The 23,134-nt window shown below is 65.1% G+C and carries 31 protein-coding genes; 15 read left to right on the top strand and 16 right to left on the bottom strand.

All coding sequences use genetic code 11. From position 1 onward, the window contains the following. Positions 1 to 5: 5 nt before the first annotated feature. Positions 6 to 881, top strand: coding sequence for an MBL fold metallo-hydrolase (locus JQ586_RS18805; protein ID WP_212396093.1), 876 nt, complete (start codon positions 6 to 8; stop codon positions 879 to 881). 45 nt (positions 882 to 926) lie between these two features. Here the strand turns inward: JQ586_RS18805 and JQ586_RS18800 are convergent, their stop codons facing one another. Together JQ586_RS18800 and JQ586_RS18795 are read right to left on the bottom strand one after the other, a co-directional pair. Continuing rightward, on the bottom strand, positions 927 to 1,226 hold the full coding sequence (locus JQ586_RS18800; protein WP_212396092.1) for a PilZ domain-containing protein: 300 nt from the start codon (positions 1,224 to 1,226) through the stop codon (positions 927 to 929). After that, positions 1,226 to 2,338, bottom strand: a complete 1,113-nt coding sequence (locus JQ586_RS18795) for a DUF2336 domain-containing protein (RefSeq protein WP_212396091.1) — start codon at positions 2,336 to 2,338, stop codon at positions 1,226 to 1,228. Before JQ586_RS18795 ends, JQ586_RS18800 begins: the two co-directional genes overlap by 1 nt. A gap of 367 nt (positions 2,339 to 2,705) precedes the next feature. On the opposite strand from JQ586_RS18795, the gene JQ586_RS18790 reads away from it, so the two are divergent. Then, positions 2,706 to 2,951: a PilZ domain-containing protein gene (locus JQ586_RS18790; protein WP_212396090.1), complete on the top strand. Its 246-nt coding sequence runs from the start codon at positions 2,706 to 2,708 to the stop codon at positions 2,949 to 2,951. Positions 2,952 to 3,051: 100 nt separating this feature from the next. Here the strand turns inward: JQ586_RS18790 and JQ586_RS18785 are convergent, their stop codons facing one another. After that, entirely contained in the window at positions 3,052 to 3,300 is a 249-nt protein-coding gene (locus JQ586_RS18785) for a hypothetical protein (protein ID WP_212396089.1), read from the bottom strand. 151 nt (positions 3,301 to 3,451) lie between these two features. On the opposite strand from JQ586_RS18785, the gene JQ586_RS18780 reads away from it, so the two are divergent. Both JQ586_RS18780 and JQ586_RS18775 read left to right on the top strand, forming a co-directional pair. Then, positions 3,452 to 4,129, top strand: coding sequence for a nitroreductase (locus tag JQ586_RS18780; RefSeq protein WP_212396088.1), 678 nt, complete (start codon positions 3,452 to 3,454; stop codon positions 4,127 to 4,129). A gap of 197 nt (positions 4,130 to 4,326) precedes the next feature. After that, positions 4,327 to 5,490, top strand: coding sequence for an acyl-CoA dehydrogenase family protein (locus tag JQ586_RS18775; RefSeq protein ID WP_212396087.1), 1,164 nt, complete (start codon positions 4,327 to 4,329; stop codon positions 5,488 to 5,490). Positions 5,491 to 5,506: 16 nt separating this feature from the next. On the opposite strand, the gene JQ586_RS18770 is transcribed toward JQ586_RS18775, so the two are convergent. Next, positions 5,507 to 6,508 (bottom strand): zinc-dependent alcohol dehydrogenase family protein, encoded by a 1,002-nt coding sequence (locus tag JQ586_RS18770; RefSeq protein ID WP_212396086.1) that lies wholly within the window; start codon positions 6,506 to 6,508, stop codon positions 5,507 to 5,509. A 98-nt stretch (positions 6,509 to 6,606) separates the two neighbouring features. Between JQ586_RS18770 and JQ586_RS18765 the strand changes: the two genes are divergently transcribed. Continuing rightward, positions 6,607 to 7,461, top strand: a complete 855-nt coding sequence (locus tag JQ586_RS18765; RefSeq protein ID WP_212396085.1) for a LysR family transcriptional regulator — start codon at positions 6,607 to 6,609, stop codon at positions 7,459 to 7,461. Positions 7,462 to 7,463: 2 nt separating this feature from the next. On the opposite strand, the gene JQ586_RS18760 is transcribed toward JQ586_RS18765, so the two are convergent. Both JQ586_RS18760 and JQ586_RS18755 read right to left on the bottom strand, forming a co-directional pair. Beyond that, on the bottom strand, positions 7,464 to 9,545 hold the full coding sequence (locus JQ586_RS18760; RefSeq protein ID WP_212396084.1) for a methyl-accepting chemotaxis protein: 2,082 nt from the start codon (positions 9,543 to 9,545) through the stop codon (positions 7,464 to 7,466). Between the two features lie 153 nt (positions 9,546 to 9,698). Continuing rightward, a complete protein-coding gene (locus tag JQ586_RS18755; RefSeq protein ID WP_212396083.1) occupies positions 9,699 to 9,941 on the bottom strand; it encodes a hypothetical protein in 243 nt (80 codons plus the stop codon). Positions 9,942 to 10,128: 187 nt separating this feature from the next. Here JQ586_RS18755 and JQ586_RS18750 point away from each other — a divergent pair, with 187 nt between their 5' ends. Together JQ586_RS18750 and JQ586_RS18745 are read left to right on the top strand one after the other, a co-directional pair. Continuing rightward, positions 10,129 to 10,719, top strand: a complete 591-nt coding sequence (locus JQ586_RS18750; RefSeq protein ID WP_212396082.1) for an NADPH-dependent FMN reductase — start codon at positions 10,129 to 10,131, stop codon at positions 10,717 to 10,719. A gap of 30 nt (positions 10,720 to 10,749) precedes the next feature. Beyond that, complete coding sequence (locus JQ586_RS18745; protein WP_212396081.1) at positions 10,750 to 11,532, top strand: SDR family NAD(P)-dependent oxidoreductase; 783 nt, start codon at positions 10,750 to 10,752, stop codon at positions 11,530 to 11,532. A gap of 7 nt (positions 11,533 to 11,539) precedes the next feature. Here the strand turns inward: JQ586_RS18745 and JQ586_RS18740 are convergent, their stop codons facing one another. Further along, positions 11,540 to 11,923, bottom strand: coding sequence for a hypothetical protein (locus JQ586_RS18740; RefSeq protein WP_212396080.1), 384 nt, complete (start codon positions 11,921 to 11,923; stop codon positions 11,540 to 11,542). Between the two features lie 174 nt (positions 11,924 to 12,097). On the opposite strand from JQ586_RS18740, the gene JQ586_RS18735 reads away from it, so the two are divergent. After that, complete coding sequence (locus JQ586_RS18735; protein WP_249147755.1) at positions 12,098 to 12,727, top strand: L,D-transpeptidase; 630 nt, start codon at positions 12,098 to 12,100, stop codon at positions 12,725 to 12,727. Positions 12,728 to 12,790: 63 nt separating this feature from the next. Here JQ586_RS18735 and JQ586_RS18730 read toward each other — a convergent pair whose 3' ends face one another. Continuing rightward, positions 12,791 to 13,630 carry a hypothetical protein gene (locus JQ586_RS18730; RefSeq protein ID WP_212396079.1) on the bottom strand — a complete coding sequence of 280 codons (840 nt, stop codon included), beginning with the start codon at positions 13,628 to 13,630 and terminating at the stop codon, positions 12,791 to 12,793. Positions 13,631 to 14,412: 782 nt separating this feature from the next. On the opposite strand from JQ586_RS18730, the gene JQ586_RS18725 reads away from it, so the two are divergent. After that, positions 14,413 to 14,991 carry a septal ring lytic transglycosylase RlpA family protein gene (locus JQ586_RS18725; protein ID WP_212396078.1) on the top strand — a complete coding sequence of 193 codons (579 nt, stop codon included), beginning with the start codon at positions 14,413 to 14,415 and terminating at the stop codon, positions 14,989 to 14,991. A gap of 189 nt (positions 14,992 to 15,180) precedes the next feature. Next, on the top strand, positions 15,181 to 15,555 hold the full coding sequence (locus tag JQ586_RS18720; RefSeq protein WP_212396219.1) for a hypothetical protein: 375 nt from the start codon (positions 15,181 to 15,183) through the stop codon (positions 15,553 to 15,555). Here JQ586_RS18720 and JQ586_RS18715 read toward each other — a convergent pair. Beyond that, the gene (locus JQ586_RS18715; protein WP_212396077.1) at positions 15,516 to 16,280 is read right to left on the bottom strand and encodes a bifunctional 2-polyprenyl-6-hydroxyphenol methylase/3-demethylubiquinol 3-O-methyltransferase UbiG; all 765 of its coding nucleotides are present in this window, start codon (positions 16,278 to 16,280) and stop codon (positions 15,516 to 15,518) included. The genes JQ586_RS18720 and JQ586_RS18715 overlap by 40 nt on opposite strands. A gap of 142 nt (positions 16,281 to 16,422) precedes the next feature. Between JQ586_RS18715 and JQ586_RS18710 the strand changes: the two genes are divergently transcribed. The 3 genes from JQ586_RS18710 to JQ586_RS18700 all read left to right on the top strand — a co-directional run bounded on the left by JQ586_RS18710 (position 16,423) and on the right by JQ586_RS18700 (position 18,238). Next, positions 16,423 to 16,608, top strand: coding sequence for a hypothetical protein (locus JQ586_RS18710; protein ID WP_212396214.1), 186 nt, complete (start codon positions 16,423 to 16,425; stop codon positions 16,606 to 16,608). A gap of 180 nt (positions 16,609 to 16,788) precedes the next feature. Continuing rightward, the gene (locus tag JQ586_RS18705; protein WP_212396076.1) at positions 16,789 to 17,310 is read left to right on the top strand and encodes a DUF1993 family protein; all 522 of its coding nucleotides are present in this window, start codon (positions 16,789 to 16,791) and stop codon (positions 17,308 to 17,310) included. Between the two features lie 25 nt (positions 17,311 to 17,335). Beyond that, the gene (locus JQ586_RS18700; protein ID WP_212396075.1) at positions 17,336 to 18,238 is read left to right on the top strand and encodes an SDR family oxidoreductase; all 903 of its coding nucleotides are present in this window, start codon (positions 17,336 to 17,338) and stop codon (positions 18,236 to 18,238) included. 58 nt (positions 18,239 to 18,296) lie between these two features. Here JQ586_RS18700 and JQ586_RS18695 read toward each other — a convergent pair whose 3' ends face one another. From JQ586_RS18695 to JQ586_RS18680, 4 genes are all read right to left on the bottom strand, one after another. Then, positions 18,297 to 18,542 carry a hypothetical protein gene (locus JQ586_RS18695; RefSeq protein ID WP_212396074.1) on the bottom strand — a complete coding sequence of 82 codons (246 nt, stop codon included), beginning with the start codon at positions 18,540 to 18,542 and terminating at the stop codon, positions 18,297 to 18,299. Positions 18,543 to 18,701: 159 nt separating this feature from the next. After that, positions 18,702 to 18,842, bottom strand: a complete 141-nt coding sequence (locus tag JQ586_RS18690) for a hypothetical protein (protein ID WP_212396073.1) — start codon at positions 18,840 to 18,842, stop codon at positions 18,702 to 18,704. A 10-nt stretch (positions 18,843 to 18,852) separates the two neighbouring features. Further along, positions 18,853 to 19,083, bottom strand: a complete 231-nt coding sequence (locus tag JQ586_RS18685; protein ID WP_212396072.1) for a DUF6894 family protein — start codon at positions 19,081 to 19,083, stop codon at positions 18,853 to 18,855. A gap of 174 nt (positions 19,084 to 19,257) precedes the next feature. Continuing rightward, a complete protein-coding gene (locus JQ586_RS18680; RefSeq protein ID WP_212396071.1) occupies positions 19,258 to 19,602 on the bottom strand; it encodes a tRNA-binding protein in 345 nt (114 codons plus the stop codon). 156 nt (positions 19,603 to 19,758) lie between these two features. Here JQ586_RS18680 and JQ586_RS18675 point away from each other — a divergent pair, with 156 nt between their 5' ends. Then, entirely contained in the window at positions 19,759 to 20,043 is a 285-nt protein-coding gene (locus tag JQ586_RS18675) for a DUF2312 domain-containing protein (RefSeq protein ID WP_212396213.1), read from the top strand. A gap of 177 nt (positions 20,044 to 20,220) precedes the next feature. Continuing rightward, on the top strand, positions 20,221 to 21,132 hold the full coding sequence (locus tag JQ586_RS18670) for an SH3 domain-containing protein (protein ID WP_212396070.1): 912 nt from the start codon (positions 20,221 to 20,223) through the stop codon (positions 21,130 to 21,132). A gap of 64 nt (positions 21,133 to 21,196) precedes the next feature. Here the strand turns inward: JQ586_RS18670 and JQ586_RS18665 are convergent, their stop codons facing one another. Genes JQ586_RS18665 through JQ586_RS18655 form a run of 3 tightly spaced genes read right to left on the bottom strand, consistent with a single transcriptional unit; the run spans position 21,197 to position 22,876 of the window. After that, complete coding sequence (locus tag JQ586_RS18665) at positions 21,197 to 21,823, bottom strand: LysE family translocator (protein ID WP_212396069.1); 627 nt, start codon at positions 21,821 to 21,823, stop codon at positions 21,197 to 21,199. A gap of 17 nt (positions 21,824 to 21,840) precedes the next feature. Next, positions 21,841 to 22,692: a pyridoxal kinase PdxY gene (pdxY, locus tag JQ586_RS18660; RefSeq protein ID WP_249147754.1), complete on the bottom strand. Its 852-nt coding sequence runs from the start codon at positions 22,690 to 22,692 to the stop codon at positions 21,841 to 21,843. A gap of 10 nt (positions 22,693 to 22,702) precedes the next feature. After that, positions 22,703 to 22,876, bottom strand: coding sequence for a hypothetical protein (locus JQ586_RS18655; RefSeq protein ID WP_212396067.1), 174 nt, complete (start codon positions 22,874 to 22,876; stop codon positions 22,703 to 22,705). Positions 22,877 to 23,134 lie beyond the last annotated feature (258 nt).

Raw genomic sequence — 23,134 nt, 5'->3', positions numbered from 1 at the left:
GGGCCATGAAGCAGATCAGGATCGGCGACATCACGATCCACGCGGTGATCGAGCGGGAGGGGCCGTGGCGGCGACCGCAGGATTTCTTCCCGGCCTATGACGACGCCGTGTTCAAGCATCACCTCGAGACCATGGAGCCGGAGGTGTTCGACGCCGCGCGCGGCATGATGGTGATCACCTACCAGACCTTCGTGGTCCGCACTCAGCGCCACACCATCCTGGTCGATACCTGCACCGGTGAGGACAAGGGCCATCCGCCGCCGTTCGATTTCCCGGGCAAGGAACGCTGGCGCAACGAATTGTTCGCGCTCGGCATACCGTTCGAGCAGATCGACTACGTGTTCTGCACCCATCTGCACATCGACCACACCGGCTGGAACACGACGCTGCGCGACGGGCGCTGGGTGCCGACTTTCCCGAATGCGAAATACGTCTTCCACAAGCGCGAATACGCGGCCTGGGAGGCCGAGAATGCCAGGGGCGCCAATCCGCCCGGCACGGTGTTTCGCGACAACTGCCTGCCGATCGTCGAGGCCGGGCAGGCGCTCCTTGTCGATGACGACTATTCGCTCGACGACACCGTGACGCTGACCCCGACGCCGGGCCATTCACCCTGTCATTGCTGCGTCAACATCTTCTCGAAGGGACAGCGCGCCGTGGTCGCCGGCGATCTGATGCACCACGCGATCCAGTGCCGCGAACCGGACTGGTCGGCGAAGCCCGACTGGGATCCGAAGCAGTCGGCGGTGTCACGGCGTAGATTCCTTGCGTCGGTGGCCGAGACCGATACGCTGATCATGCCGATCCATTTTCCAAGCCCGACGGTCGGGCTGATCAAGGCGGACGGCGACCGCTTCGACTATCGGTTCAAGCGCGGCTAGAGTGGATCAAGATCCCTCTTGGGCAGGTTTGAATGCTGCCAAGTCTCAGGGAATGACGGCGCGTGCCTTTTTCTTTTTCTCTTCGATGAACCTGACGCCGACCTCGGTGCCGTCGACACGGACGAGTTCGCAGCGGCGGAAGGCAAGTCCCGTCGATGACAGCAGCAGGAAAAACTCCTGCGCTCGCAGCACCTCCAGCGTTCCCTCGACCTCGAGCCTCGCACCGGTCTGGGAGACGTCGATCAGGACGCAGTTCCGCCGCCACGTGCCGTCGACACCCATCAGGTTCACGGGGTGGCGGCTCTCGAACCGAACGCGTTCGGCCTTTCGATCCCCATAGGCCATCAAATCTTCCTCGCGAGCGACCCTTTGGCGGTCAAGTCGCTGATTGAGCCAAACCGGATCAGGCGTTGCGCGTTCGACAGCGGAAACGACTCGAACAGTTCCCTGAGCTCGTCGAGCCGCTGGCGCGAAGGCAACCGGTCAGCTTTGCGATGGGTCACGACGGCCAGCGTCGTGGTCCAGTTCAGGCGCGACGCACGGCAGGCGATGACGAGCCCCTGGATGTCCGCGGAGTTCAGCAGCAGCTCGATGGTTTCGGTCGGCACAGCGGCGAGGAGTGCGAGCGCCGCGACAACGTTGTGGGCCTCGCCCCGTATCGCAAAGCGATTGACGCTGGAGTCGTTCAATTGGCCCGCATTGTTGAGCCCCATCACCGTCGCCTTCGCCTCGGTGTAGTCGACGGCGACAGGCGGCGCTGCTCCGGTGGGCGCGGAGCCGGCACCGATGGATGCCCGGATCGCATCCCGAACGGCTGGCGGCACGATCTTCAACAGTTGGGCCTGACGGCGCGGCGTGGATCGCTTGACAAGGCCATCGCGAACATCCGGAGGAAGGTCCGCGCGCGAGAGCAGCAGGCGGGCGATCTCGTCGTCGCGCACGGCGGCGTCGAGCATCATGGCAAAGCCGCCGCTGGTGATCTCGGCGCCGGCATTCCCGGCCAGCGCACGGAGCACGTTGGTGTCACCGCGCATCAGCAGTATATCCGAGAGTTCCGGGCTGATTTTCGCCCGGCCCGCGATGGCGAACAGGTGTCCTTCGGTGCGCAGCCACGCGATGTCGATCAGGTCGGCCTCCGACAGGCAGGCGCACTTGTGCAGGATCGGGGCCGCGACATCCGCGTCGTCATGATTGGCAAGGCGACGCGCGAGTTCCCGGGGAACGGCACTGATATCGGCGAGCGAGCGGCTCAGCATCGTCAGGGGGTGCAGTTCGACGTTGTCGATCAGGCGGACGAGGACATCGTCGAACACTCCGACGTGCTGCTCGTTGAGCCGGTGGACATCCTCGAGGAAAAGTCCAGCGACCTGCCGCAGAATCCGGATGCGACGACCTGGCGGGCCTGCTTTCAAAACGTGGTCGAGTTCAGCAATAAGATCTGAGGCAATGGCTATCATTGCGGCACCTGAAATGCTCCGCGACGAAGAACTTTATTGTTCCCAAGCCATTATGGAATCAAAACCCTTAACATGATTTTAGAATCTGATCGGCAGATCGCATCTGACAGGTTGAAAAGCGTGACAAATACTATCGAAAACCGGCAATGACCCCGGAGGGCCATCAGGGAGTCCCTGTTCGCGGCGATCGATCGCTGCTTTGCCACCCGAGCCACTTCTCCAGGAGCTAACTCGCACAGTTCGGCGAATCACCGAACGAGACGGCTGCAATGCGGTGAGTTTTGACCGAATCCGTAACCATGGGCCGGAACGGATTCTTAACAGCGGCCAAGCAGCCTGTTGTTTGGTCCATTCGAAGGCAGCGAAGATGCATCCCCGGCGGTTTGCGCGTGTTCGTCCGACAGGCTGTGTATCCAGTTCGGTCAAGCTCCTGCTTGAGCCGAAGGCGCCGATGCTCGAATGCAGGCTCGTCGATTATTCGGCAGGCGGCGCCTGCATCGAACTGCCGAAGTTGATCAAACTGCCGGAACGTTTCGAAATGCTTCACGGAAACATCAGGAAACGTTGTCGCCGGGTCTGGGCCAGGGGTGTGCGCGTCGGCGTCACCTTCTGACGCCAATCCTCGTCACCGCAAGCAACCAGCCAGCTGAACGACTTCGGGCCGCGTCGCGGCCCGAAGATCTGTTCCGATCGAGGTGAGTGGGAGTGACGAGCTAGGTGCCGCTCTCGCACTTCTTCATGAAGGAGGTCTTGGCGGCGCCGGCCAGCTTCTTGCCGTCCGAGCCGACCGCCTTGGACTCGCACGAATCTGCCATGCACTTCTTCATGAACGAGGTCTTCGCCGCACCGGCGAGCGCCTTGCCATCCTTGCCGACCGCCTTGCTTTCGCATGAGGCATCCTGCGCAAAGGCCGAACCGGCCGCAAAGGTTGCGATGACGGCCGCCAAGAAAATCCGCTTCATCTGGGTTTCTCCCTGAACCAAACCAGTAACCGGATTGGATATCGGATTCCTGGACCGATCAAGTTCCCATGGCGGATTTTGACGATAAAATAGCCCGCTTGAGGGAGAAAATTCCCTTATTCGGCATGGAACAAATTGGAGGAAGCGGGGAATGGACTTCGAGACGCTGGTACAGACACGCAAAAGCGTGCGCGGATTCAAGAAGCAGCCGGTCTCTCGGGCGACCGTCGAGGAGATCATCGAGGTCGCCAAGCGGGCGCCGTCTTCCATGAACACCCAGCCCTGGCATGTCCATGTCCTGACCGGGGAGCCGCTGGAGCAGGTTCGGCGGCGCAACATGGATGAGATGATCGCCGGGGCCAAGGCGAAGCGCGACATCGTCAGCCACGGCGAATACCAGGGGGTCCACCGCGGCCGCCAGGTCGACATCGCCAAGAAGCTGTTCGGCGCCATGGGGATCGCCCGCGACGACAAGCCGATGCGGCAGGACTGGGTGCTGCGCGGCTTCCGCCAGTTCGACGCCCCGGTCTCGCTGGTGCTGACCTATGACAGGATCCTCGATCCCGGCGCGGTCTGTCATTTCGACCTCGGCGCACTCTGCTACGGCATCGTGCTGGCGGCCTGGGACCGCGGTCTCGGCAGCGTGATCAATGGCCAGGGCATCATGCGCTCGGACATCGTGCGCGAGGTCGCCGCCATCCCCGAGGACCAGGTGATCATGACCTGCGTCGCGATGGGCTATCCCGACGACAGCTTCGCTGCCAACGCGGTGCGGTCGGATCGCGAGGCCAACAGCGATTTCGTCCGCTACGTCGGCTTTGCCGACTGATCGCCGCTGCGAGCGCATGGGCTCGAGATGTCCGCGTATCAGAAGCAATCGCACGACCGCTGACCGCGCGGCGGGATTTTGAATTCCGCGCGGTGAGAACGCGATGCCTGTGCAATGGCGTGCGCGCGTTTCCGCTATATCCGTCGCTTCAAAATGCGCTACTGCTTTCGAAACAACAGCGCAGGTGAGGACAGCAGATGAGCGACGACGAACAGACGGCAATGATCCGCGAGACGGTGGCGAAATTCGTCGATCGCGAACTGATCCCGCTCGAGCAGCAATATCTGAAATCGAAGCTGCCCGGCAGCGATCATCCCGAGCTGACCGCCGAACAGCGCAAGCGGCTGCGCGACGTGTCGAAGGAACTCGGATTGTGGGGCCTCGATGCGCCGGAGGATCTCGGCGGCCACGATCTGCCGACGCGAACCATGGCTGCGGTCAACGAGGAACTCGGCCGCAGCTGTGTGCCGTTCGGGTTGCCGCCGGATACGCCGAATTTGCGCATGCTGCAGGCGGTCGGCACCGAGGCGCAGAAGAAGAAGTACATGCAGCCTTACATCGAGGGCCGGATGTCGTCGGCAATCGCGATCTCCGAGCCGGGCGCCGGTGGAGATCCGGCCGGCATGAAGACGCGTGCGGTGCTCGACGGCGATCAATGGGTGATCAACGGCCGCAAGATCTGGATCAGCAACGCGCGCATCGCCGACTTCATCATCGTGATGGCCCGCGTCGGCAGCGACCAGCGGCAGGGCGGCATCACCTCTTTCATCGTCGAGAAGGGGACGCCGGGTTTCATCATCGAGCGCGAAATCCCGATGCTCGGCGGCGGCGCGACCTTCGAGATCGTGTTCGAGGACTGCCGGATCCCGAAGGAGTCCGTGCTCGGTGAGGTCGGCAAGGGCTACGCGCCGATGCAGTTGCGCCTGCGCACCCGCCGGCTCGAGATGGGCTCGACCTGCATCGGCATCACCAGGCGGGCGCTCGAGATGCTGTGCGAGCACGCCAAGCAGCGCGAGACCTTCGGCGTCAAGCTCGCCGATCGACAGGCGATCCAGTGGTGGATCGCCGATATCTCCACGCGCATGCATGCCTGCCGGCTGATGGTGCGCGACGCCGCCGACAAGACCGACCGCGGCGAGGACATCAGGCACGAGGCCTCGATGATCAAGGTGTTCGCGACCGAGATGGCCTATGACGCCTGCGACCACGCCATGCAGACGCTCGGCGCGCTCGGCATGACGCTGGAGCTGCCGCTCAACGCGCTGTGGCAGAAGGCCCGGCTGATGCGGATGTATGAGGGCCCGAGCGAGGTCCATCGCCAGGCGATCGCGCGACGCGTGCTCGGCCTGCGCGGAGGCTAGGCTTCCTCGTTGCGGCCTAGCTCGCGAGATCAACCACGACCTTGCCGGCCGCGGTCCTGTCGCGGATCGCGGCGTGCGCATCGGCGATAGTCGCAAGCGTGAAACGGCGCGGATCGAGCTGTGGCGCGACCTTGCCGCCCTCGGCGAGCCGCGTCGCCTCGCGCAGGATCTCGCCGTGATGCGCGCGGCCTTCACCGGTGAGAAGCGGCAGCAGGGTGAACACTCCAGAATAGCTTGCCGCGCGGAACGACAGCGGCGCCAACGCGTGCGTGCCCCATCCGAGCGCGCTGACCACATGGCCGAAGCGGCGTACGGCGTTGAAGGAGGCGTCGAGCGTCGCGCCGCCGACGGTGTCGAACACGATATCGAAGCCGCGGCCCTGGGTATGGCGCGCGACGTAATCCTCGACGGTCTCGCGTGCATAGTCGATCGGCGTGGCGCCGAGGCGCTCGATCAACGGCAGGCTGTTGGCCGAACCGGTGGCGTAGACAACGGCGCCGAAGGCCCGCGCGATCTGGATCGCGACATGCCCGACGCCGCCGGCGCCCCCATGGACCAGCACCTTCTGGCCCGCGGCGACGTGCGCACGATCAATCAGGCCTTCCCAGGCGGTGATGAAGATCAGAGGAAGCGCCGCTGCTTCACGCATGGCGAGATTGCCCGGCTTTGGCGCCAGCAGATCGGCATCAACAGCGGCGTAGCTTGCAAGCGAGCCCTGGATGCCGCCGACGCCGCCGGTCATGCCATAGACTTCGTCACCTCGGCGGAACGCCGAGACGCCCGGGCCAACGGCTTCGACAACTCCGCTGAGATCGATACCGAGCACGGCCGGCAGCATCTGCCGTGCATGCGCCGCCTGACCAGCCGCGATCTTGAGGTCGAGTGGATTGGCGCCGCTCGCGCTGATCCGGACGAGGACCTGACCGGGGCCCGCCTGCGGCCGCATGGTCTCGGTCACGCGAAACGATGCGCCGGGGGCGTCGAGGACGGCGGCTTGCATTGTGGGCTGGTCGGTCATGTCGCGCTCCTTGGTTGACCCGAAATCTGACAACTTCATCATTGTTTGGAAATGGACATTTCTGTACCTTGTTCATTCATATTTGAATGCGAGGTCTTATGGAATGGAGCGACCTTCGGGTCTTCCTGGCCATCGCGCGGCAGGGAACGCTGGGTGCGGCCGCACGCAAGCTCGGGCTGAGCCAGCCGACCATGGGCCGGCGGTTGCGCGCGCTCGAGACCTCGCTGGGCCAGACCCTGTTTCAACGCACCGCCGACGGCTTCGTGCTGACCGATGAGGGCACGAGCGTGCTGGTCCATGCCGAGCGCATGGAGGAGGAGGCGAATGCGCTCACGCGCCAGCTCGCCGGCCAGGACCGCCAGCTCGACGGCCAGCTGCGCATCTCGTCGTCGGATTGGTTCGGTGCGCATCTTCTGGCGCCCGTGCTCGCCGAGTTCGCACAGCTTCAGCCGCGGGTCGTGGTGGAGCTCCTGACCGACGCACGCTTGTACAGCCTGCCGCGCCGCGAGGCAGATATGGCCTTCCGCATCCGGCCGTTTGACGAGGCCGAGGTGATCTCGCGGCGGCTGATGCATATCGATTACGGTGTCTACGCCCGCGCCGATAGCGCCTACGAACCAAGGCCCGGTGACGGAGGCGGTACGCCGCTGATCACGATGGACACCGCTTTCGGCGGCATGCCCGATGCGGTGTGGCTGACGAAGATGCTGCCGCACGCGCATGTGGTCTCGCGCAGCAACAATCGCGAGGTCCAGGCCCGGATGTGCGCAGAGGGCGCGGGCGTCGCGGTATTGCCGCGCCCGCTCGCGGATTCAATCGACGGCCTGCGCTTGATCGACCTCGGCGCGCCGCCGCCCGGGCGCGACACCTATGTCGGCTATCATCGTGATCTCAAGCGGCTTGCGCGGTTGCGCGCGCTGCTCGATCTCTTGATCGACCGGCTCGCGAACTGATGTCAGGCCGCCCGCACGTCGGACAGGAAGCGGTTGACCTGGCCGGCGAGGTCCTTCGATTGCGTCGACAGCTGCTCGGCGGCGCCGAGCACCTGCGTCGCCGCAGCGCCAGTGTCGTCGGCGGCATGCCGAACGCCGGAGATGTTTGAATTGACCTCCTGGGTGCCGCGCGCGGCCTCCTGGACGCTGCGCGCGATCTCCTTGGTGGCCGAGCCCTGTTCCTCGATCGCGGCAGCAATCGCGGTGCCGATCTGGTCGATCTCGGTGATGACGTCGACGACGTTCCTGATCGCGGTCACGGTCTCGTCGCTGGCGGCCTGGATCGCTGCGATCTGCCCGGAGATCTCGGTGGTCGCCTTCGCGGTCTGCCCGGCCAGCGACTTAACTTCGGAGGCGACCACGGCAAAGCCGCGGCCGGCCTCGCCGGCGCGCGCCGCCTCGATCGTGGCGTTGAGTGCGAGCAGGTTGGTCTGAGCTGCGATGTTCTGGATCAGCGTAACGACGTCGCCGATCTTCTGGGCGCCGTCGGCGAGCGAACGGGCGGTATCGCCGGTGCGGCGGGCATGATCGACCGCGCGCGCGGCGATCCCGGTCGACGTTGCGACCTGGCGCGCGATCTCCGCGATCGATGACGTCAGCTCTTCGGTTGCGCTCGCGACGGTCTGCACATTGGTCGAGGTCTGGTCTGAGGCGGCAGCGACCATCGAGGCCTGGCGATTGGTCGCGGCCGCCGTCGACGACATCGAGCGTGCGGTGTCCTCCATCACGCCGGAGGCGGATGACAATCCGCCGACCAGCTCCGTGACCTTGGCTTCGAACACACGGGTCAGATCGTCGAGCACGCGGGCGCGGCGCATCTTGACGTCGTTCTCGGCTTCCTTCTCGGCGGCGAGGCGATCGGCCTCGATCCTGTTGTCCTTGAACACCTGCACCGCGGCGGCCATCGCGCCGATCTCGTCGTTGCGGGCCGCGCCCGGAATCTCCGCGGCGACGTTGCCTGCAGCGAGATCCGACATGCGGCCGGTGAGGGCGGCGATCGGATTGAGGATGCGGCGGCGGACCAGGACGATCAGGGCGGCGCTTGCGGCGGCGACTGCGGCAAGGCCGAACAGCGCAATCACGAAGCTGAGGCGCGCCGACGAATAGGCGGAAGCGAGCCCCTGTTCGGCGTTATCGTAGAAGGCCTCACGCACCGCGATGATCGCGGCAAGGCCGATCTGGGACTCGGCGAAGTAGGTGTCGACGTTCATGTCGTACTTGCCCGACGACGCGCCGTCCTTGGCGAGCTTCAGCGCCTTGCCGAAGCGTTCGACATAATCGGCCTGCATCTTGCCGAGTGCGGCCGTGACGTTGGACGGCGTTGCAGGATTGTTGCGCAGCTCCTGCAGCGTCGAGAGGATCTGCTCGGTCCTGCCGGTCGAGCGGAACAGTTCGACCTTCTCGGGTTCGGTCGCAACGCGCCTGGCGCTGACCAGCGCCTTGTGCAGGCTGGCATTGAGGCCGCCGATGTCGCGAAGCGTCCAGGCGACATTGGCGTAGTTGGCCTGCCGGTAGGCATTGCCGTCGAGGCCGGCGAGCCGGCGGACCTGCTCGTCGAGCAGAGCGGTAACGCCGGCATTGAAGACGGAGTTGTCGGAGACGATCCTGGTAGCCGCGGCCCGGCGGGCGTCCACGGGACCCGCGAGCGCCTTGTCGATGGCGTCGCGCAGCGCGGTGAATTTCAGCTTCAAGGCGTCGATTGCGCTGGCGACCGCCTCGCCGTCGTCGAGTGAGCCCGGCAGGGTAGCGCGGACCTGGTTGACCTTGGCGAGCGCGCCGCTCGTCAGCTGGCGCAGCCGGTCGAGTTCGGCCATCTGCTTCGGCTCGATCGCGCCGGTGCCGAACAGGAGGTTGGTGGCATAGCCGCGCTCGGGGTTCATGTAGCGCGGGATATCGCCGACTGCGCGGACCACCTCGAGCCGGCTCTGCGCGATCGAGGCCTTGTCCATCGTCTGGTACTTTGCAACAGCGACATAGGCGGCAAGTCCGCCGCCGACCGCGGACAGTGAGACAATCGCGGCCGTCAGGAGAGTGCCGATTTTCATTTGCTGCGCCGGTCGGTGACGAGGGACGGGTGGGTGCCTCAACCGTACCGGGGGCGCATTAAACTTGGGTTTACGATGCCGGCCTGCATCAAGGCCCGCGGTCCGCAGTGCATCAGCCGAAAGTCGAACCCGGCGTTGCGCGAAGGCCGTGCCTCAGTGCTCGTCTCCATCAGCGCCTTTGGTCGCGGCGCGATGCTGGGTCGAGCCGGTTGGGCCGGTCTCGCCGCAGGGAAGCTGGGTCCAGCTGCCGTCCTCGGCCTGTTGGTAAGCCTGGCAGCCGGCAGAGGTGGTCGATTTATCCTCAGCCTTCTGGTGGTCGGAACTCTTCGCCAACGCAGGCGCGGCAGCCGCCAAGGCTGCGAGCGAACCTGCGAAAACCAGCCTTGCGATCCGCATGTCGGGTTCTCCTCCTCGAAGCGGCCGTATATCCGAAAAGGAATTTGGCAATTTTGAGCCGCGATATGCAGGCTACAGGGGATTGCTTAATGGCCGGGAAATGCGCGGCAGGGGCCGTTAACGTGCAGGAATACCGGTGGGCGCCGCGGCACCAATGTCATCGAGATCGTGTTAGGATCAACCTGCCATGACCCACCGCATTCTCGTTCTCTACGGCTCCTATCGCTCCGATCGCATGGGCATTCGCCTTGCGGATTTCGTCATCGACGGCTTTCGCGGCCGTGGCGACGATGTCGAATTGATCGACGCCCGGGACGTCGGCCTGCCGATGCTCGACCGGATGTACAAGGAATATCCGAAGGGACAGGCGCCCGCAGTGCTGGAGACCCTCGCAGGAAAGATCCGCGACGCCGACGGCTTTCTGTTCGTCACCGGCGAGTACAATTGGGGCGTCCAGCCCGGGCTGAAGAATCTCACCGACCATTTTCTCGAGGAGTGGTTCTGGCGTCCCGCTGCGATCGCGAGCTATTCGGCCGGCCGCTTTGCGGGTGCGCGCGCCGCAACCGCCTGGCATGGCACGCTCTCCGAAATGGGCATGGTCGTGGTATCGAGCACGATCAGCGCCGGGCCGATTGCGCATACGCTGTCGGAGGAAGGCAAGCCGATCGGCGAGGGCGGAAAATCGCTCGAGCGCGCCTTCCCGCGTTTCGCCGATGATTTCACGTGGTGGATCGAAGCAGCCAAGGCGCAGCGGGCGCGCAAGGCGCCGCCATACTGAACGCAGCACGGCCGTTGTGGGAGTTTGCGGATGAGCCTGTTCGATGCAGCTTTCGATCCCGCGCGCGAGGCCGCGGTGGTGACCGGCGCCGGCAACGGTATCGGCCGCGCGATCGCGCAGGCCTTGGTCGGCGAGGGTGTGCGCACCGTGTTTGCCGACCTGCATGAGGACAGGGTGTCGGCCGCGATCAAGGCAGCGACGCGCCCCGAACTCGCCGTACCCTGGGTTGGCGATCTCGCGCGCCGCGAGGGTTGCGACGCGCTGCTGGCGCATGCGCAAGGCGCCGTCGGGCGGGTGACGCACTTCGCCCACTCGGCCTCGCCGCCGCGGCGCGAGGCCGATCATGCAATGGCGGTCGATGACGAGACCTGGCGGCAGATGCATGCAGTCAATCTCGACGCCGGCTTCCACCTGTCACGTGAGCTCGCGCGCAAGTTGATCGCGGCGAGATCGCCGGGCTCGTTCCTGCTGTTGACCTCGCTGCACGCCGGCACGCCGCGCAACCTGCCGCATTACTCGACGGCGAAGGCCGGCATGGCGATGCTGGTGAAGGAGCTCGCCAAGAGCTGGGGCCGCTACGGCATCCGCGTCAACGCGCTGGTGCCGGGCGCGATCGCGGCCGGCGGCTTCGTCGCCGATCCGGCGCTCGCGCGGCACATTCCGCTCGGACGCCTGGGGCAGGCCGAGGACCTCGCGCCGATGGCGCTCGCGGTGCTGTCGAACAAGATCTCCGGCTACGTCACCGGCGCGTCGATCGTGGTCGACGGCGGCCTCTCGCTGACCAACTGGTTCGCACCGCCGGAGCTCGAATGAAGCAGTCCTATTCCTTCGTCCTGATGTAGCCCGCGAGCCGCGCCTTCTGGTCGTGGCACCAGGCGGTCATGCCGGCGCGACGCTGGTCGAGGTCGATGGTCTGGGTTGCGATCGCGACTTCCGTCATCAGATCGTCGGCCTGCTTCTCGCCCATCTTGCCGCCGGTGTGCATGTAGGCGATCGCCTTGCGCACCTGCTCGGTGGTGCCGTCGGGCAGGTGCATCTCCTGCGCCTTCTGCACGAGGTCCTGATAGACGAGATCGGTACCGGGGCATTCCACCTTGGCGGCGAAGGCCTGCAGCACCATGGTGACATAGGCCGCGCGCGGATTGTCGGCCTTGGCCGGTGTTGCCGCGACAATCAGGCCGGCGATCACCAGAGCGTAGCGCATCGAATTCCTCCAAATGTTTTAGACCTTTTCCGCAAAGCTAGCGCCCGCGGGAACAGGGTGCAACCGTCAGGACACAGTCGGCGAGGGAATCGATCAAACAGGCGTGTTCGCGCAGCGCTGCCACGATTTCAGCACGATTTCGGCAGCATGTGGCGCAGGTTGACGCAGGGGAGAATGATCGTGTCGAAATCGGGGCTTGCTGCGGTGCTGGTGGGGTCGCTCGCGCTGGGCGGCTGCATGCAGGCGACGCTGTCGCCTGTGACGGATGCTGCGATGACGCCGCGCGATCGGCAATTGCTGGCGCACCCGCCCTACGCAGAGGCCAAGATCCCCGATCAATTCCAGCGGCACATCGTGGACTACACACGCCGCGAGCAGCCGGGCACGATCCTGGTCGATACCGATGCGCGCTATCTATATTACGTGCTGCCCGGCGGCAAGGCGATGCGTTATGGCGTTGCTGTTGGCGAGGAGGCGATGGCCTTCTCCGGCGTCGCCACCGTCGGCCGTATGGCAGAGTGGCCGGACTGGGTGCCGACCAAGGAGATCCAGGAGCGGCTCGGCCCCTATCCGGCGCGGGTTGCCGGCGGACCGGCCAATCCGCTTGGAGCGCGCGGCATCTATCTCTACCAGGGCAACAAGGACACGCTCTATCGCATCCACGGCACCAACCAGCCCGAATATATCGGGCAGGCGATCTCGTCGGGCTGTATCCGCATGAACAATGCCGACGTCATCGATCTCTATCAACGGGTCAAGCCGGGCGCGACGGTGGTCGTGCTGCCGCCCGGGCAGAGCGCGTAAGCCAACGTCCGAGATGAGCGGCGGATCACCTTTGGGGTGATCCGCCGCGTTATCTTGTCGGCCTCAACGCACCGGCATCGGCGGCCGGATCACCGGACCGTCGTCATCGGCATCAACAACGGCGGGTTGCTGCGACTGCGGCGGCAATGCGGTCTGTGGCGGCGGCGCGGAGACAGCAGGAAGCGGCGCGGCCGACGCAGGAGGTGGCGGCGGGATATAGGCCTGCGTCGGGCGGCGGACCGGCGGCGGAACGGCTGCGGCACGCGGCGGCACCGAGACAGCGCGCGGGTGCGGAGGTACGGGTCTCGGCTCGACCACCCTGGCCTCGGTTGTTTTCGCAACACGCTGGGCCAATTGATCCTGGCTCGCCTTGAGCTGATCAATGCTGGCCTTGAGCTGCTCGATCTGCTGTCCCATCGAGGTGAGATCGTGCGCCATCGACTGCAGCAACTGCGTCTGATCCGGAGCGACCGCGGCTGTTGCGGCCGGCGTGACGGCGGCAGCGGGCACAGCGGCCGGAGCCGGTGCGGCAGACGGCGCCGGCGTGGCGGTGGCGACCTCCTGCGGCGGCGCCGCCGGTGTCGCCTGTGCGGCCGGCTGGTCGGCTGCCGCGGTCTGGTCGCCTGCCGCTGTCTGGTCGGCGGCGGGGGCGCTGGCCTGCTCGGGCGCAGGCGCCGACTTGCCCGGAAGCAGCGACGTCAGCGATTCGACACGCGGCGTCCATTCGGCGGCGAGCTGCCTGGCACGATCGCCATAGTGCTGCCACGCGGCGGCGCCCATGGCGCTGACGATCGCGAACACGAACCAGAAGGCCCGGATCGCCCATCTGCTGGGGGATCGCGGCGCGCGATCAAGCTGAATATCATCGAGCCTGATGTCGTCGGTCGCCGCGGGGCGATACACCGGCGTTCCCGTCTGCGCGGGCGCATACGCTTGCGCTGGAGCATACGCTTGCGCTGGAGCATACGCTTGCGCTGGAGCATAGGCTTGCGCTGGAGCATAGGCTTGCGCTGACGCATATGTCTGCGCTGGCGCATATGTTTGCGCGGGCGCAAATGTGGATGGCGCAGGTGCAGCGGGGGGCAATGGTGCGGCCGCAGGCATCGGCGCGAACGGCGGCGCCGAGGGAGCAACAGCTGCGCTCGGACCGAAATGCGGCTCGCGATGCTCCGATGGTCCAGCGCCAGCAGGAGCGAGCGGTGCAGCGGGCGCGGCCGCGCGTGCCGGTGTGAAGTCGGGTTCGATCGCGAAGATGTCGTGCGGATCGGCGTCTTTGAGCGTGGTTTGCATTGGCGGTCCCATGTTCAGTCCAGGGTCAAACCGCTAATGGGCGGCCGGCGAATTTACGTTCTGCATTACCCCTGGCCCTGTCTCACAACTCCAGTCCGGTTTGACCAAAGCATGGCGAGAGGGTGGAGAGGTTGGGGAGTTTAGGGGAACCGGATTTGGGAGCGACTGTGCCTCCCGCGCCGTTGTTCCGGCCTGGGCGCTGTGCATCGCCCTTGGCGCGCGACACTGACAATGAGCTGCGGTTGTTGTGGCCTGATCGACACACCCGGCGGGAAATCGGGCTGTCCGGACCGTGTCTTGCAGCGTCCTGCCACCGTTCCGCCCCGATTGGATTCGGCTGATAGGCGGATGTTGGATTTTCGGCTTGGGCTGGGGGCGCGAGTTGGGGATACAACATGTCAGGCGACGGCATTGGTCTAGCGGACGTCGACGCCAAACACTGCGCGCTCAGCGCGCTGTCTTTGGCCCCATCTGTGCGAGCGCGGCGAGCGCTCCGCCTTTTCGCCATCGTGATCGGCGGGGCGTCGCTCGCGGCGTGCGCGCAGTCCACCGTGGTCAGCCAACGCTCGCAGGCGCTCGCGAGCCGGACGGCCTCGATCGTGCCGACGCGAACCGCGTCGTCTCCGATCCGCACGCGCGTCGCGGCTGCGCACAGGCCTCATGCGCCACGCTCAAAGGCAGGCGACGTCAAGATCGCGTCGCAGGGGGTGGCCAGCTTCTACAGCGAGGAGCAGCAGACCGCGAGCGGTGAAAAGTTCGATGCCCACGAACTGACGGCCGCGCATCCGACATTACCCTTTGGCACCAGGCTGCGCGTCACCGACGTCAAGACCGGCCGTTCAGTGACGGTGCGGGTCAACGACCGCGGGCCCTACGTCCCCGGTCGCATTGTCGACGTCTCCTATTCGGCGGCTCGGTCGCTCGGCATGGTCGGCAAGGGCGTGGCCAATGTCAGGCTCGACGTCGTCGAGTAGCGCGCAAAGAGGCAGGTGGAGGCATTCCTGGCGTCGCGGCGTGCCAATCAGGACTTTTTCCTGTGCTACCGGGAAAAAGTCCCGGGACGATGTGCGCTTTAATCCCGTTGTTCCCGGCTTGGGCACAAATACAATCATCGCCGCTACTTCCCCGCGTTCTCCTTTCACAGACGCGTGGATTTCTGCCCAATGAACCTTTCCCCGCCCTCGCGTCCCGCAGAAGGCGGGGTTTTTTCTTGTGATCGCCTGGCGCCGATTACGCACCGCACGATGCGTGCATTGCGCGAACGCCTCCACCAAATGGTCACGCTCCCGGCGAATTGCAGCCCAAAGCCGCTGCCAACAGACGGCAAGGATGGTTGCGTGTCTGAAGGGGATGCAGCGTTGGCTTACAAGATGGTCGCAGAACGCGACAACGAGACGGTCAGGGTCGAGCGGGAAAGCACCTACGTCATCGTCGCCAAGGCCAGGGTTTGGGCGAGCGAGGGATGGAAGGTCGTGATCACCGACAAGGACGGCAAATCCTACCCGCCGGAAGAATTCGACAAGCTGCTTGCGGCCTGACGCTGCGCCGACACCAGCATCATCATCGGACGCTCGAGCTCTTCGGCAAGCTCGGGCGCGGATGCGATCTGTTCCGGCGTCGGCGAAAATTCCTCGACACGACGTATGGCAAAGCCGGCGCCGATCAGCGCGTTGAGCGTCGAGCCGATCGTGCGGTGATATTTGAGCACGTCCTTGACGTACCAGTCGGTGCGGCGTTCGCCCTCGATGAAATAGCGGCTGACCGGCCAGGTCTTGCGGCCGTCTCCGTCTTGTAGCCAGTGCGGATGGGCAGCTGCCATATAGATCGGATGTTCGATGGTGAACACCAGGAATGCCCCCGGGACGAGCGCGCGAGACAGCATGCCGGTCAGCCGATCGAAATCCCTCACATAATGGAAGGCAAGCGCGCTGTAGACGAGATCGAAAGCGGCCTCCTTCAGTTCCAGCGTCTCGAGATCGGCAACCTCATATCTGATCGCCGGATCCTGCGTCATCTCGGCGGCGCGCGCGATCATGTTTTGTGACAGGTCGATGCCGCGCACGCTGGCTGCGCCTTGCTCGCGCATCCAGCGTGATGCCCAGCCGAAGCCGCAGCCGAGATCGACCACGCGCTTGCCGGAGACGTCGGGCAGCATGGCGCGGATCGCGGGCCATTCGGGGGCGCCGACCAGCCCACGAACCTGTCGCGGCAATTGGCTATAGCCGGCGAAGAAATCGGGATCGTCGTAGATGTTCTGCGCCATGGTTACCGTGCCGATCGAAAGCCTGGTCGGAATGGGCAGTATACGCTGGCGGCCGCGTGGAACCAGATATCCGGTCAGCGGTTTGATTGAAGGCAGCCGGAGATCCGACAAGGCCGGCCCGGGTGCACGTGAGGAAAGCGCCATGATGTCCGAAATGCAAATCCACACCATCGCGCGGCAGATGCTGGAAAGGCATGGCCAGCAGGCGATCGTTCATGCGGCGCAAAATGCCGTGGCTTGCGAGAAGAAGGGCGAGACCGAACAGGCCACGGAATGGCGTCACGTCGAGGACGCCATGAAGATCATGCGCGGGCCACATCAGAGCTGAGACTGGCCCGAAACCGGATTTGGGAGACCGACGTGAGCGCGCCTTGCGAGCGCGCCCCGGCCGGACGGCTGCGTTGATTCCCGCCGCGATGGTTCCTTGCTTCCGCTTGCTTTCGCCGGAGATTCCGGGAACTCTGCCGGCGCAAGCGGTGGAATATCTTTTCATCAGGGGGAATTCGCCATGTCCTTTTCACTCTACGACGCGACCGTCGCCAATTATCTGCAGATCCTCGGAGCCGTCTCCGGTTTCCTCGACAAGAGCCTCGCGCATTTCAAGGAGCACGGCGTCGATCCGGCCGAGATCGTCGAAACGCGGCTGTTTCCGGACATGCTGCCGTTCCGCTTCCAGGTCGTCTCGCTCGCGCATCATTCCCGCGGCGCGATGGACGCGGCGAAGAACGGCGTGTTCGTGCCGCCTTCAGGTCCGCGGGATCTCGACTACGCCGGATTGCAGGCGCTGGTCGCGGACGCCCGCAGCGAGCTCGCGGCGCTGGCGCCCGATGCCGTCAATGAGCTGGTCGGCCGCGACGTGTTGTTCAAGGTCGGCGAGCGGACGATGCCCTTCACCGCGGAAGGATTCCTGATGTCGTTCTCGCTGCCGAACTTCTTCTTCCATTCGACCACGGCCTACGACATCCTCCGCCACAAGGGCGCACCTCTCGGCAAGCGCGACTTCATGGGTCGTCTGAACCTGAAGAAATGAGCGGTCTGGGGCGATTGCAACGCTGATGAGACTTCTGGTGTTCGGCTACGGCTACTCGGCGCATGCGATCGCCGAGCGCCTGCGAACAGCAGGCCACGAGATCGCGGCCACCGTGCAGACGGCCGCGAAGGCCGGGCAGCTCTCGCGCAGCGGCATCCGGGCACGACTGTTCTCCGACGGGGATCGTGATCCCGCGATCGCCGGCGAGATCGCCGCAAGCGACGCGGTCCTGGTGTCGATCCCGCCCGACCATGGCGGCGATCGCGTGCTGGCAGCATTTGGCGAGGCGATCGCCGCGGCGCCGAGGCTGGGCTGGATCGGCTACCTCTCGACCGTCGGTGTCTATGGCGACCACGCGGGCGGCTGGGTCGACGAAACCACGCCCGTGGTGCCGCGCGAGGGTCGCTCGCGGCTCAGGGCGGAGGCGGAGCGGGCGTGGCTCGACTTCGGCGCGACACGAGGCAAGGCCACGCATCTGTTTCGTCTCGCCGGGATCTATGGCCCCGGTCGCAACCAGCTCGCGCAGCTGGCGGCCGGGACTGCGCGCCGGATCGTCAAGCCCGGCCAGGTCTTCAACCGGATCCACGTCGCCGATATCGCCGCCGTGGTCGAAGCATCGCTGATGAGCCCGCGCGCCGGCGCGGTCTACAATGTCAGCGACGACGAACCTGCACCGCCGCAGGATGTCGTCAGTTTCGCCGCGAAGCTCTGCGGCATTGCTCCGCCGCCCGAGATTCCGTTTGCAGAGGCCGATCTCACGCCGATGGGACGAAGCTTCTATGACAAGAACAACCGTGTGCGGAACGCATTGATCAGGAGCGAGCTCGGCGTCGTGCTGCGATACCCGAACTATCGCGAGGGACTGACGGCTCTGCGCGCAAGCGGCGAGGGGCCGAACAACCGGGCGCGGGTCGAAACGTCCGGCTAGCGGCGCGCTCGCGCGATGCCCGGTTGACCACGCGCGGCGTGATCAGGACGGCGGAGGCCTATGCCCGCTCGGACAACCGGCGCCATTGCGGCACCGGATCGAGCGGGGTGCGATAGAGCTCCCTGTTCTCGACATCGGTAACGCGCACCGCGCAGCCATGTGCCCTCAGTTCAGGCTTGACCTGTGACAGCTCGTTGGCGAGCTGGTCGGCGCGATCGGAGGCCACGCTGATGTCTTCCAGGATGATGGTGCCCTGATTGCGGAACTCTTCCCCGACCACGAGATCGAATGTGTAATATGGCATTCCGAAGTTCCCCCGTTTCGGTATGCACCACAGGGTAACACTGAGTCGGATGGTTCCCTAAGATGCATCACGCACACACGCCGGGCGATCGGCGCAAAATCGGCGTGCAGGAGTGCAGCAACTCCGTAGTTGAACGGGGATGCGCGACGCGATCACCTGTCAGTCCACCTTGCCCAGCGCGTGCCGTGCGCGCCATTTCGGGCCGGGGCCCCGCATGTAATGCAATTCGGGACGATAGGGATCGCGGACACTTTCGATAAGCGCGAGCAGGGCATTGAGGCGGCGGCGCAGCAGGATCATGACGCGGCCCTCAATGCAGCTGGCCGAGCACGGCGGCAAACGGCAGCTCGAACAATTCGTCGCCGAGATCGTCGGTGACATGCAGCACCCAGTTGCGCCAGTCCTCCGAGCTCGGCGTCATCACATAGGAGCGCACCAGCCGCTCGGCATGCTCGCGCGCCTCGGAGAGGTTCATGGCGGAGCCGTTGCGATCGAGCAGGACGTGTTGATCGTCGGAGCAGTGGAAGTAAACCGCGGTCATTTTCCGATTCCCGTAACAGGCGAATCCCGCATGTCGGAATAGCAGCGCGCGGCCTTGCCGAGAATCCGGATGATCCCCCATCGGGATACTACGGGGAATGCGGAGCATTTGAATCAAATTAACCATGATGCCGTCGTGAGACTCAAAACCGCGTGAGAATCACCGGCATGCGAATCAAAAGACCGTTTCGCCGATCGCAACCTCGCTGCGCGGGCCGAGAATGATGACCTTGCCGGCCGCGTCCTTCGCACCGAGGATCAACAGCTCCGAGGTGAAGCCCGCGATGTTCTTCGGACCGAAGTTGCAGACGCAGACGACGAGCGAGCCGACCAGCGCCGCGGGCGCGTAATTGGTGATCTGCGCACTCGACCACATGATCCGTTCGGCCCCGACGTCGACGCCGACCTTGTATGAGGGATTGCGTGCGCGCGGAAACGGCTGGACCTCGACGATCCTGCCGATGCGGATGTCGAGCCGGGCGAAGTCGTCGTAACTGGCCTGGGGCTTCAAGGGAGACATGTCGTGGAACTCGTTCTGTCGGCGGTATGCCGGTGCATGATGCCAAAGCGATTGCCCAAGCCATCACACGGGGTGCAGATGAAGGGGGCTCGCAGGCTTAATACATTGGTTATCTCTTTGCTTTCATTTCACAGCCTCATCCAAGCAAGAGGCACCATGTCTGACATCACCATTCCCGGCGGTCGCATTCGTTCTTTCGTCGAGCGGATCGAGAATCTTGACACCGAATTGCAGGAATTGAACGAGCAGAAAAAGGAAGTCTTTTCGGAAGCCAAGGCCGAAGGATTTGACGTGAAGATCCTCAAGGAGATCATCAAGCTGCGCAAGCAGGATCAGGATGAGCGCGACGAGCGCGACACCTTGCTCGATCTGTATATGAGGGCGATGGAGACCGCGCCCGCGGAAAAGGCGGCCAAGGAAACGGCTGCCAAGGCTGCGTGATGCAATCGATGCAGCGCGCGTGGCGAGCAGAGCGGTCGGCCATCGGGGTTGCCCGTTGGCGAGCCCGATGACGTCAAAGACGTGGTCCGAAAGGCTGCTCATCCTTTCGGTCAGGTGACACTGCTTTAAGGAACGCTCGTTTCGTTGTCGCGTTCCTCCTTGAAGGAGGAAATCGCCATGAAACTCAAAGGAGCTTTCGTTGCAGCATTGCTGCTGATGCCGACCGCCGCGTTGGCGGCACCAGGGATCGTCACGACCACAGTCGGCCTGCGGGCAGGACCAGGCGGCGGTTTTCCGACCGTCGACCGCATTCCCGGCGGCGCCCGTGTCGACATTCACGGCTGTCTCAGAGGCGACGCCTGGTGCGACGTGAGTTGGTCCGATGACCGCGGCTGGGTGTCGTCGGCCTATCTCGAATATCTCTACCGCAACCACTACGTCTATCTCCCCGACTATGCCGACGAGATCGACATCCCCGTGGTGCCGTTCGTGCTGAGCTCGTACTGGTCGAGCTATTATGCCGGGCGACCCTGGTATCATAGCCGCGACTATTGGAGCGGGTACTGGCGCTCGCATGAGCGCTTCGCCTCGCGGATGACGGTCGACCGTTCGGCGGCCCGGATCGGGCGCGCGGCGGCCGCGCGCGAAGTTACGACCGCGGCGAGACCGGGGCGCAACGGCGTCGCGGGGCGCGTCACGTCCGGGCAGGCCATCGCGCGTCAACCTGCCGCCCGGGAGGCGCAGGGACGGGCAGCCAATGTACAGGCCCGCATGGCACGAGAGGGTGCCCGCACTGCGCCACGTGCAGCAGCGATCGCCCATGCACGCGCGCAGCCGCAGATGGCGAGGCCGATGGCGAGGATGCGTGAAGCGCCGCGCGTCTCGGCAGCCCCCGCACGGCAGGCAATGCCGCACATCGCGCAGCCGAACGTCAGCCACGGCTCGCCGATGAACGCGCATGCGCAGATGCCGGCCCCGCGCGCTGCCGCGCCCGCGATGCCGCACGTGGGCGGCGGCGCACCGCACGTCAGCGCCGCGCCACATGCAGGCGCTGCTCCGGGTGGAGGCGGACGCGGTCACCAGCGGTAATGACGAAGCCAAAAGCCCGGCCTTGCGCCGGGCTTTTTTCCTGGCTTTTTTTGGAAGACGGCACTCACCGCTCCTGGAAGGCGAGGCGGATGCCGAGCGCGATGTAGATGGTGCCGACCACGCGGCCCTGCCACTGGCCGATGCTCCGGTTGCGCCGGATCCAAGGGCTGATCCGGCCGGCGGCAAGCGCGAGCAGCGAGGTATAGGCCGCGCTCATTGCGACGAAGATCAGGCCGAGCGTTGCGAACTGGGCAATCGCCGAACCATGATCGGGGTGAATGAACTGCGGCAGGAAGGCGAGGAAGAACAGCGCGGTCTTCGGATTGAGCATCTCCGCCCAGATCGCCTGGCGGAACGCGCGCCGCGCATCCACCGGCTGGGACGTGGGCATCGTGAGATCGTTGCTTTTCTCGAACAGGGCGCGGATGCCGAGCACGATCAGATAGACGACGCCGGCATATTTCACGATCGAGAAGGCGAGCGCCGAAGTCATCAGCACGGCGGACAGGCCAAACGTCGCCATCGCGGTGTGGACGAGGTCGCCGAGCGCAATCCCGAGCCCCGTCGCCACGCCGACACGCGGCCCGCCGGTCACCGCGCGCGCCAGCACCAGCAGCACGGCGGGACCGGGGATGAGAAACAGGCCGAGTACCACGGCGGCGTAGGTGAGGAGAGTGGCGGTATCGATCATGGGTCGTGTCCTGACTGTCAGGTGATGGCGACGGCCTCGAACCGGCGCTTCGGATGAACCAGTTCCTCGCCGGTCTCGACGATGCGCATTTCCTCGGTGCCGCTGCGCGCCGTGCGCTCGAGCACGGCGAAGATCGCGGATGCGGCGTGGCCGAGCGCGGCCGGCGTGTCCGATCCCTGCACGCGCGCCGCGGCGAACAGCCCGGCAAACAGGTCGCCGGTGCCGTTCGGGCTGATCGGCACTCTCGGCGTGCGAAGGCGCCAGGCACGGGTCGCCTCGATCGCCAACGTCTCGATCGTGTCGCCGGATGTATCCGGCAGCTCCGCGCTGGTGACGACGACGGTCGACGGACCGCGCGCGATGATCGTGCGGGCCTGCGCGATCACGGCGTCGATCGTGGTCGCTTTCGTGCCGCAGAGGTACTCGAGCTCGAAATGGTTGGGCGTGATGATGTCGGCGAGCGGGCAGAGCTGGTCGCGCATCAGCGGCGGGATGTCCAATCGCACGAACAGGCCCTCCTCGCGATCGCCGAGCACGGGATCGCAGCAATAGAGCAGGGCCGGGTTCCTGGCCTTGGCGCCGGAGACGAAATCTGCAACTTCGGCCGCGATGTCGGCCGAGCCGAGATAGCCCGACAGGATCATCCGCGCGCCGTCGAGTGCGCCGCGCTCCTCGATCCCGAGCAGGAGGTCGGCGACCAACTGCACGTCGAGCACCCGGCCACGGATGGTGTCGTAGCCCGGCCGGTTGCTGAGCAGCGTGGTCGGCACGGCGACAACGTCGATGCCATGCGCCTGGATCGGGAAGACCGCGGCGCTGTTGCCGACGTGACCCCAGGCAACCTGCGACTGGATGGAGATGACGGTCATGCTTTCCCGATCACCCGAACAGCGCGACATAGATCACATAGAGCCAGCCCAGGATGCCGTGAATGATCGCCCACAGGATCGAATGATGATTGGTGTAGGAAATCGCCATCGCCAGCGCCGAGCCGAAGCCCACGCCATACTTCGCGCCCTCGACGCGGACCCCGTAATACCGATTGCCGTTCATCTGGTCCTTCCTGTGCGGGCGCAGGGTAGGGTAGCGTAGCGTAACCGGCCGACCTTTGGCGAGGGATTGGTGCATCGAAGGATGACAACGCGATCGTGGCGCGACTTATCGGTCACACGTCCGCGTTCTCGCGACGCCACGCGTCCGAGACTTTGCCGTTCGGGGCGCCCGTGGAACCTGAAGGGCGCAGGGAAAGCCGGGTGCCGATCGCACCCATGGGCCCCGTGCAGTGTAGAAAGCACGGGGGTAGGACCACAG

This window comes from Bradyrhizobium jicamae (assembly GCF_018130215.1).
Classification (GTDB): Bacteria; Pseudomonadota; Alphaproteobacteria; order Rhizobiales; family Xanthobacteraceae; genus Bradyrhizobium; species Bradyrhizobium jicamae_A.
This window is presented reverse-complemented; position numbering and strand designations above follow the sequence as displayed.